This is a genomic window from Serratia sp. CY33802 (genome assembly GCF_052169095.1).
Taxonomy (GTDB): Bacteria; Pseudomonadota; Gammaproteobacteria; order Enterobacterales; family Enterobacteriaceae; genus Serratia; species Serratia bockelmannii.
The window spans coordinates 91,739-100,802 of sequence record NZ_JBJNLL010000002.1 but is presented as its reverse complement, the minus strand read 5'-3'; the positions used below and the strand labels follow the sequence as shown (position 1 = coordinate 100,802).

The 9,064-nt window shown below is 59.5% G+C and carries 8 protein-coding genes; 4 read left to right on the top strand and 4 right to left on the bottom strand.

What is annotated here, in order from left to right; all coding sequences use genetic code 11:
• Positions 1-167: 167 nt before the first annotated feature.
• From ACJ8HA_RS06955 to ACJ8HA_RS06940, 4 genes are all read left to right on the top strand, one after another.
• The gene (locus ACJ8HA_RS06955; protein WP_016927954.1) at positions 168-632 is read left to right on the top strand and encodes an NlpC/P60 family protein; all 465 of its coding nucleotides are present in this window, start codon (positions 168-170) and stop codon (positions 630-632) included.
• 59 nt (positions 633-691) lie between these two features.
• Positions 692-1,705 carry a lipoate--protein ligase A gene (locus ACJ8HA_RS06950; RefSeq protein ID WP_197812701.1) on the top strand — a complete coding sequence of 338 codons (1,014 nt, stop codon included), beginning with the start codon at positions 692-694 and terminating at the stop codon, positions 1,703-1,705.
• A 512-nt stretch (positions 1,706-2,217) separates the two neighbouring features.
• A complete protein-coding gene (locus ACJ8HA_RS06945) occupies positions 2,218-2,949 on the top strand; it encodes an EAL domain-containing protein (RefSeq protein ID WP_043143424.1) in 732 nt (243 codons plus the stop codon).
• 257 nt (positions 2,950-3,206) lie between these two features.
• Positions 3,207-4,649 carry a protein adenylyltransferase SelO gene (locus ACJ8HA_RS06940; protein ID WP_060432953.1) on the top strand — a complete coding sequence of 481 codons (1,443 nt, stop codon included), beginning with the start codon at positions 3,207-3,209 and terminating at the stop codon, positions 4,647-4,649.
• Positions 4,650-5,387: 738 nt separating this feature from the next.
• Here ACJ8HA_RS06940 and ACJ8HA_RS06935 read toward each other — a convergent pair.
• The 4 genes from ACJ8HA_RS06935 to ACJ8HA_RS06920 are packed head-to-tail and all read right to left on the bottom strand — an operon-like array spanning position 5,388 to position 9,034.
• Entirely contained in the window at positions 5,388-6,173 is a 786-nt protein-coding gene (locus ACJ8HA_RS06935) for a heme ABC transporter ATP-binding protein (protein ID WP_025302633.1), read from the bottom strand.
• Positions 6,166-7,170, bottom strand: coding sequence for a FecCD family ABC transporter permease (locus tag ACJ8HA_RS06930; RefSeq protein ID WP_089180832.1), 1,005 nt, complete (start codon positions 7,168-7,170; stop codon positions 6,166-6,168). The genes ACJ8HA_RS06935 and ACJ8HA_RS06930 overlap by 8 nt, the downstream gene beginning before the upstream one ends.
• Positions 7,170-8,000 carry a heme/hemin ABC transporter substrate-binding protein gene (locus ACJ8HA_RS06925; protein WP_164067546.1) on the bottom strand — a complete coding sequence of 277 codons (831 nt, stop codon included), beginning with the start codon at positions 7,998-8,000 and terminating at the stop codon, positions 7,170-7,172. The genes ACJ8HA_RS06930 and ACJ8HA_RS06925 overlap by 1 nt, the downstream gene beginning before the upstream one ends.
• On the bottom strand, positions 7,997-9,034 hold the full coding sequence (locus ACJ8HA_RS06920; RefSeq protein ID WP_060447245.1) for a hemin-degrading factor: 1,038 nt from the start codon (positions 9,032-9,034) through the stop codon (positions 7,997-7,999). The genes ACJ8HA_RS06925 and ACJ8HA_RS06920 overlap by 4 nt, the downstream gene beginning before the upstream one ends.
• Positions 9,035-9,064 lie beyond the last annotated feature (30 nt).

The following is a 9,064-nucleotide window of genomic DNA, read 5'->3' as shown; positions in this document are numbered from 1 at the left end:
ACCGGCGATCCTGCTATTATCTCCCTCATGGCGCTTGCCTTTTTCCCCGTGCGGGAGATAAATTAACGCCAAATAGCGCTCTCCTTACGTGGGGCCGGCTTTGCCTCGCAGGCGGTGGTGGTGTGCCGATTGGCATAATGCGGCAGCGTGTTCAATGAAGGAATATTATGCGGATGCGTGTGTGGTTTTTATTAGCCAGTTTGATCCTCGCCGGCTGCAGCAGCCATGCGCCGCCGCCGAGCGGCCGCCTGGCGGACTCTATCGTGGTGGTGGCCCAGCTCAACGAGCAACTGCGTCAGTGGTACGGCACGCCGTACCGTTACGGCGGCTTGGATCGCGGCGGCGTGGATTGTTCCGGCTTTGTTTACCGCACGTTCCGCGATCGTTTCGACATGCAGCTGCCGCGTTCGACCGAAGAACAAACCTCGCTGGGTACCAAGGTTTCGCGTGATGAGTTGATGCCGGGCGACCTGGTGTTTTTCAAAACCGGCGGCGGTGAGAACGGCCTGCACGTCGGCATATACGATACCAACGACCAATTTATCCACGCCTCGACCAGTCGCGGGGTGATCCGCTCCTCGCTCGATAACGTCTATTGGAAGCGTGTGTACTGGCAGGCGCGACGCATTTAACCTTAACCCGTTGATTTGGTGTATCATGGCGGCATCTCGTGTTTTGAACGGTGCCTGCCATGAACAGCCTGCGTTTACTGATCTCCGACTCCTACGATCCCTGGTTCAACCTGGCAGTGGAAGAGTGCATCTTCCGCGAAATGACCACGCAAAAAATTCTCTTCCTGTGGCGCAATGCCGAAACGGTGGTGATTGGTCAGTCGCAGAACCCCTGGAAAGAGTGCAATACCCGGCGCATGGAGCAGGATGGCATTCGGCTGGCGCGGCGCAGCAGCGGCGGCGGGGCGGTATTTCACGACCTGGGCAATACCTGCTTCACCTTTATGGCCGGCAAGCCGGGCTACGACAAGAGCGTCTCGACCGACATCATTCTGCAAGCGCTGCGGGAGCTGGGCGTGGCGGCCAGCGCATCGGGGCGTAACGATCTGGTGATGGAAACCGCCGACGGGCCGCGCAAAATATCCGGCTCGGCCTATCGAGAAACGCAGGATCGCGGTTTCCATCACGGTACGCTGCTGCTGAATGCCGATCTGGAACGGTTGGCGGACTATCTCAATCCGGATCCCAAAAAGCTGCAGGCCAAGGGGATTACCTCGGTGCGTTCGCGCGTCGCCAATCTGGCGGAGTTTTTGACGGGTATCAGCCATGCGCAGGTATGCGACGCCATCGTACAGGCCTTCTTCGCCCACTATGGCGAGACGGTCGAGCCGGAGATTATTTCGCCGGACGTGTTCCCCGATCTGCCCGATTTTGCCGCGCAGTTCGCCAAACAGAGCAGTTGGGAATGGAATTTTGGCAAGGCGCCGGCGTTCAGCCACTTGCTTAACGAGCGTTTCGTCTGGGGCGGCGTAGACTTGTTCTTCGATGTGGAGAAGGGGGCGATTGTTCGCGCGCAGGTGTTCACCGATAGCCTGAATCCCGCTCCGCTGCAGCGGTTGGCGGACATGCTGGTGGGCTGCGCGTACCGCAGTGAGCCCGTCGCCGCCTGCTGTGACCGACTGATGGCGGAGTATCCTCAACAGGCGGCCGAATTAGCCGAGTTGCGGCAATGGCTGAGCGAAACGATCCGTTAGCCGGAGTGGGAATGGTGAAGGGGATGAGCGTGCTCATCCCTTTTTTTATCGCTGAAATCGGCGTTTAGCAGGGGCGTAGCGCAGATTTTCTGAAAATCAAGATGGGCACTTTTTTACATTTTCAATGCCGAGAATAACGGGCGGAATTGATGCGTTATTAAATTTAATCAGTCGTCGTTAACGGTGGGAAAAATCCGCGTTAAGGAGGAAAGATTATTTTACTTTATTTAAGATTTTTCTTAAATAAAACAAGGGGGATAAGTCAAATTTAGCCGCCAATCCATTCAACTTAAGCCAAATACCTTTTCACATAACGCGTTTGGCGGTCGCTATGGCATAAGTCAGGCTGCTTTTCTTTGCGCCTTTCACGATTGTCGTATAGCTTTAATCTATCAATTAAATGATATTTCATGGGTATTTACATTGATATTTCCGATTAATCCCAGAGGGATTGATCGATAAAATATATTGATATACGATGATACGCTAGCCATTCATCCTGTGGCATTAAAATGAACATCCAACTCGAAGCTGACTTTATTAGTAGCTATGTTTTGCAACCTGTTTACTCAATGGAGGGCGGGCTGTTGGCGGTTGAAATGTTGAGCCGTTTCAACAGTCTCGACGGTGATTTAGCCATGCCGGCCGAAATTGGGATTAATTTATTGACGTCTGAACAAAGGATTGAGTTATTTAATGAGCAATTGAAACTTGCGGAGCAGCATGCGGCTTGGTTTACCGGTAACAACGTGCAGTTGACCATCAATATCGAAGAAACCATCGTCGAACTTATTCTTTCTGATTCGGCGTTATGTCAACGGATCGGGCAATATCCTTTTATTGCATTTGAAATCAGTGAGAGTTTTCCGAATCTTTCGGCCGGGAAGAACAACCCGAGCGTGCGGCGATTAAGCGAAATGTTTTCGCTGTGGCTCGATGATTTCGGTTCCGGTAAAGCCACGTTGACCGCGCTGTACGATGGTTTGTTTGACTATGTAAAGATAGACAAGCGTTTTTACTGGCAGCTGTTTACCCATCAGGGATATGACGTGGTCATCGACTCGTTGTTAAAGAATATCAACCTGTTATGTAAAGGCGTAATCGTCGGAGGAATAGAGAAAAAAGAGTACTTTAATAAACTCAGATACGCCGGTGTTTTAGGCCTGCAAGGTTTTTTATGGCCCAGCGTTGGTGTGGATAATCTGCAAGCTTTGCTGGCGAGGCCCAGCGAGTTCAATAATTAAGAAGTGATATAAAAAACTACACACAATGAGGTAAATAATGCACGGGGTGAGGTTACTGTGATCCCGTCGCCGTTATTCGCCATCGCTTTATGCTGATAACTGCGTTTGTCAGCCGACGTTAAAGCGCGTTTCCTCAGCTGAGGGGCAACGCCAAACTCCCCGCATCCGCCCTGGTGACAGGCGGATGCGTTCTCCCTGCATTCCTTCGGTGTTAATCCGCCCGTTCAGGCTCTACACTACGCTGAAACGGAGGGCCTATGCCGCAGTTCGATAACGCTTACTACCAACAGTTACCCGGTTTCTACACCGCCCTGAACCCGACACCGCTCAAGGATGCACGCCTGCTGTACCATAGCGAGCCGCTGGCACGCGAGCTGGGGCTGGATGAAAGCTGGTTTACCCAGGATAAAACCCCCATTTGGGCGGGAGAATCGCTGCTGCCCGGTATGCAGCCGCTGGCACAGGTGTACAGCGGCCACCAGTTCGGCGTGTGGGCCGGGCAACTGGGTGATGGCCGCGGCATTTTGCTGGGCGAACAGGTCATGGCGGATGGCAGCCACCGCGATTGGCACTTGAAGGGGGCCGGGCTAACGCCATATTCACGCATGGGGGATGGCCGCGCGGTGCTGCGTTCGGTTATCCGCGAGTTTCTTGCCTCTGAGGCGCTGCACCATCTGGGGATCCCCACCACCCGAGCGTTGACTATCGTCACCAGCCAGCAACCGGTATATCGCGAGCAGCCAGAACGCGGCGCCATGCTGATGCGAGTGGCGGAAAGCCATGTGCGCTTCGGCCACTTCGAACACTTTTATTACCGTAAACAGCCGGAGCAAGTGCGGCAGCTGGCGGATTTCGTCATCGCCCGTCACTGGCCACAGTTGCAGGATCTGGCTGAGCGTTACCTGCTGTGGTTTACCGACGTGGTCGAACGCACGGCGCGTTTGATCGCCCATTGGCAAACCGTCGGTTTCGCCCACGGCGTGATGAACACCGACAATATGTCGATTCTCGGTATCACCATCGATTACGGCCCTTATGGCTTCCTGGACGACTACCAGCCCGGCTATATCTGCAACCACTCCGATCACCAGGGGCGTTACGCCTTCGACAATCAGCCGGCGGTGGCGCTGTGGAACCTGCATCGCCTGGCACAAACCCTGTCTGGGTTGATGACCACCGAGCAGCTGCAGCAGGCGCTGTCGGCGTATGAGCCGGCGCTGATGCGCGCCTACGGTGAACAGATGCGCGCCAAACTCGGCTTCTTCACGCCGACGGCGCAGGATAATGACGTGCTCACCGGTCTGTTGAGCCTGATGGCGCAGGAAGGGCGGGACTATACCCGCACGTTCCGCTTGTTGAGCGAGACCGAACAGCAGCAGGCGCAGTCGCCGCTGCGCGACGAGTTTATCGACCGTGCGGCGTTCGACGCCTGGTATCAACAGTATCGTCAGCGCTTGCAACAGGAACAGGTCAGCGATGCGGAACGGCAACGGGCGATGAAGGCGGTGAACCCGCGCCTGATCCTGCGCAACTATCTGGCGCAGCAGGCGATTGAGGATGCGGAGAAAGACGACGTGGGCCGTTTGCGGCGGTTGCATCAGGCTCTGCTGAGGCCGTTCGACGATGCGCCGGAGTATGACGATCTTGCTGCGCTGCCGCCGGATTGGGGCAAACATCTGGAGATTTCCTGCTCCAGTTGAGATGAAAAAGGGCGCCTCATGGCGTAATGCTGGTCAGTTAGCGTTTTTATGCAGGCGTTCGTGAAATTTTCGGTCGATAAAAGTGAGATGCCCCATGTGGCTCCCACACCTCGACCGAGCCAGGGGCCGAAGGCGCGGCCCCTGGCAACCCGCGCCTTTGCCCTATCAGACGGTTGGCTTTGCCAACTCCCCTCTCTCCGCCATACCGCATTGAGGCCGGTTGCGACAGGCGTCCCTGCCTGTCTCACCTGAAACCGCCGTCCATGGCGGTTTCGCCTAATGCGCTATGCCTGCGTTCGGCGTCTTCAAGGGCGCCCAACACCGCGCTCATCTCCAACTTCTCTACCAGAACCTCATAAGCGACAGATTTCCCGGTAGCAGCCAGCTCAGGTGTTGACCTTGGGCGCGCATCACCGGCTGCCGAGCAAGACGGCGTTGTCAGGGTCAACCGGCCAGGGAAGGCCAGTTGAGGCGAGACTAACAGGGACGTTTGTCGCAGCAGACCCGCCCGACAACGCAGACGCGGCGAGGGTATCCGCGTAGCGGACAGATGGTGTTAAGCGAAGGCGCGGGTGGAGGGGTCGCGCCATCGGCCCCTCCAATTGCCGTTCATATTGGCCACAGAGAAATGCGGACATTTACGGCAATTCCCCAGCACAGAACGCCCAGAGGCTGGATAAAAAAATGCCACTCAGGATTAACTGAGCGGCATTACGCCTCATGGCGCCCTTGAACGTTTCATTGTCGCAGATAGACCTGCGGCAGAGACACTTCGGGATGATGCACCACGCCGAGATCGGCCTGATACCAGCGGGTGAGGATCTCCGTCTGCAGGACCTCTTGCGGCGTGCCGCTCGCCACCAGACGTCCCTGATGCAACAGCAGGATCCGATCGGCGTACAGCGCCGCCAGATTGAGATCGTGCAGCACGCAGCAGACGCCCAGCGGCTGTTGACGTGTCAGCGAGCGCAGCAGGCGCAGGGTGTGCTGCTGGTGATACAGATCCAGCGCCGAGGTCGGCTCGTCGAGAAACAGCCAGGCGGGAGACGGTTGCGGTTGCCACAGCTGCGCCAACACCCGCGCCAACTGCACCCGCTGCTGTTCGCCACCGGACAACCGGCGGTAATCGCGCTGCGCCAGCGCCAGGCAGTCGGTTTGTTCCATCACCTGTTGGATCGCCTGATGCTCGTCGCGTTTGCCGTGCGGCGATCGCCCCATGCTGACCACTTCTTCCACGCTGAAGGGAAACGCCAGATCGCTGTATTGGCGCATCACGGCTCGGACTTTGGCCAACTGCTGCGGCGCCCAGTGTTCCAGCGGGCGGTCGAGCAGCCGGCATTCGCCGCAGTCCGGCGTCAGATAGCCGGTCAGCAAGCGCAGCAGCGTCGATTTGCCGGCGCCGTTAGGGCCGATAATCGCCACCATCTCACCGCTGGCGAGGCTGAGCGAAACGTCGTTGATCAAGCGGCGCGTACCGAGGCTGTAACGCAGCTCTCGGGCTGTCAGGCAGGCGGCGTTATCCACCGGTTCGCTCCCGCTGGCGCATCACCAGCCATAAGAAGTAAGGACCGCCGATCAGGCTGGTCATCAAGCCTACCGGCATTTCGGCCGGCGCCACCAGTGTGCGCGCCAGCGTATCGCTGACCAGCAGCAGGCAGGCGCCGCCCAGCGCGGAGCAGGGCAGTAGCCAGCGGTGATCGCCGCCAAGGCGCATGCGCACCAGATGTGGCACCACCAGACCGACGAAGCCGATCACGCCGCTCATCGCTACCGCCGCGCCGATCAGCAGGGCGCTCAGCAACAGCAGCTGCAGCTTGGCGCGCTGGACGTTCACCCCGAGGTAGTGGGCCTCTTCGTCCCCCAGCTGCAACAGATTCAGCCGGCGCGCCTGCAACAGCGTCAGCAGCGCCGTAGGCAGGATCAGCGAGGCGGAAACGGCCAGCGTCGGCCACTGCGACTGGCTGAGGCTGCCCATCATCCACAGCGAGAACTGGCGCAGCTGTTGATCGCTGCTGATGTAGGAGAGCACGCCGATGGCCGCCATGCACAGGGCGTTGATGGCGATGCCCGCCAGCAGCAGCCGCGACAGATTGCCGTGCCCGCTGCGGCTGATGCCGTAGATCAAAAGCGATACCAGCAGGCTGCCGAGGAACGCCGCCAGCATATGGCCGTATAGCGCGATCGTCACCGGCAACGCCAGCGGCATCACGATGAACAGGGCGACAAACAGCGCGCCGCCGCTGCTGATGCCCAGAAGGCTCGGATCCGCCAGCGGGTTGCGGAACAGCCCCTGCATCACCGCGCCGGACACTGCCAATGCGCAGCCGATCACTACTGCCAGCAGCACGCGCGGCAGACGAATGTTCAGCCAGATGTGCCAGGCGGCGTCGCTGAAGGGTTCGCGCCACAGGGTGCGAAACGACAGCGTCAGCGCGCCCAGGTTGGCGGCGACCAGCGCCAGCAACGTCAGCAGCACCAGCAGGCCGATGATGGCCAACTGAGGCGAGGTGCGACTGCGCATTACTTTTGCTCCGCCGCGTGGCGCAGTTTGGCCAGCGCCGCCGGCGTTTCCAGACCGAAGCCCAGCAGCGCCATGTCATCGACGATCAGTACGCGGCGCTGCTTGCCCGCCGGCGTCAACGCCAGGCCCGGCAGCGTCCACAGCTGCTGTTCGCCGCCGAGGGTGCGCACGCCGTCGGTGGTGACCAGCAACAGATCCGGCGCGCTGGCGATGACGCCTTCCTGCGACAGCGGACGGTAGCGGTCAAAGCCCTGCATGGCGTTTTTCAGTCCGGCGGCGGCGATCACCGCGTCGGCGGCGGTGTGTTGCCCGGCAGCCATCGGCGTAATGCCGCCGTGGCTCATCACGAACAGCACCTTGACCGGCAGCGGAGAGGTATCGACCGCCGCCAGCTGCTGTTGATAGCGCTCGCTCAGCTGTTTGCCTTGCTCAACGCGTTGCAACGCGGCGGCGATCGTAGCGATTTTCTGCGGCACCGCCTGCAGGGTGGTGTCACCCGGCACGCTGACCACTTTGACGCCGCTGTCCGCCAACTGTTTGAGCACCAGCGCCGGCTGCGCCAGCTCGGTCGTCAGCACCAGCGTCGGTTTCAGCGCCAAAATGCCTTCGGCGTTCAGTTGGCGCATGTAGCCGACGTCCGGCAGCTTTTTCACCGCCTCCGGATGCAGACTGGTGCTGTCACGGGCGATCACGTCGTCGCCGGCGCCGAGCGCGAAGGCGATTTCCGTCACGTCGCCGCCGATCGAGACGATGCGCTGCACCGCCGCCGCGGTGAGCGGCAGCGCCAGCGTCATCATCAGCGTCAGGCGGCGGATCAAGGAAGATTTCATGCGGCGATGTCCTTGGCGGCGAGCGCGGCAACCTGCTCGCGCCACTGGGTTTGTTCCGGCTGCCCTTCGGTACGCTGGCCATACAGCTGCGCAATCTGCGTGCCATCGGCGGCGAACAGCTCCAGGCTGGTGACGATGCCGTCCTTGGTCGGTTTGCGAGTGATCCAGCTTTCGGCGATGGCGTCTTCAATCAGGTGCAGCGTGAAGCGGCGGTTGAACACGTTGATCCAGCCTTCCTGCGGCATCAAACGTTCGATCTGGCCGGTGAAGATCTGCACGCAGCCGCGGTTGCCGACGAAGATCATGATCTCGTTTTGCTGCTGCTGCGCCGCTTGCAGCAGCTGCGACAGCGCGCTGTTGTCTACCTGATAGGCCAGATCGTCGCCGACGGCGCGGAACGCCTGCTGGCGCGTGAGCTTATTGCGGCTCAGCAGCTGGAAGAACTGGTGAACGTCGGTCATCGCGCGCCATTCACCGTCGATTTTGGCATGATCCTGCGTCGTTTCATCCGCGGTGCTCACCTCGGCGGGTTGCAGCGCCAGCGCCGGGTTTTCTTCGCTCAGGTGGCGCTCCACCAGCGCCATCCAGGCCGGCAGATCGGTCTCTTCGGTGGTGTAGACCTTGTGCAGCGCATCGCCCTGTTGGTCGAAGAACTGGATGCTGTGGCGCACGCCGCGTTTGTTGGTTTCGCTCATAGCGAAAACGCTGGTCCAGTGGTTGAGGAACAGGCGCAGATCCAGCTCGCGCGGGTTGAGGATCAGCCCGGCGTGGCCGTTGAGGTGCTGGTTGCGGTAGCGGCCCATCTGCTCATGCACCGCATAGCTGTTGCGGGTGATGGACTTGGTGACGCCGACCTGCTCAAGCTCGGTCAGCAGGGTGCGCGCGTCGGCCTGCAGGCGGCGAGTGTCGTGGCCGACGCGGGCGTGCGTCAGCTCCGCTTCGCTGACGCCAAGGATCGCCGCCAGATCGCGGGCGTATTTGCCGGGGTGGTCGATTTTGGCCTGTTGGTAGCGTTCGTATAGGGTGTTGCTCATGCGGGATTCTCCTGCGCTGTAATGCGAACG

Excerpts from the sequence above, each read along its gene's own strand:
- ACJ8HA_RS06955 (WP_016927954.1), top strand. The coding sequence starts at position 168 with ATGCGGATGCGTGTGTGGTTTTTATTAGCCAGTTTGATCCTCGCCGGC.
- ACJ8HA_RS06950 (WP_197812701.1), top strand. The coding sequence starts at position 692 with ATGAACAGCCTGCGTTTACTGATCTCCGACTCCTACGATCCCTGGTTC.
- ACJ8HA_RS06945 (WP_043143424.1), top strand. The coding sequence starts at position 2,218 with ATGAACATCCAACTCGAAGCTGACTTTATTAGTAGCTATGTTTTGCAA.
- ACJ8HA_RS06940 (WP_060432953.1), top strand. The coding sequence starts at position 3,207 with ATGCCGCAGTTCGATAACGCTTACTACCAACAGTTACCCGGTTTCTAC.
- ACJ8HA_RS06930 (WP_089180832.1), bottom strand. The coding sequence starts at position 7,170 with ATGCGCAGTCGCACCTCGCCTCAGTTGGCCATCATCGGCCTGCTGGTG.
- ACJ8HA_RS06925 (WP_164067546.1), bottom strand. The coding sequence starts at position 8,000 with ATGAAATCTTCCTTGATCCGCCGCCTGACGCTGATGATGACGCTGGCG.
- ACJ8HA_RS06920 (WP_060447245.1), bottom strand. The coding sequence starts at position 9,034 with ATGAGCAACACCCTATACGAACGCTACCAACAGGCCAAAATCGACCAC.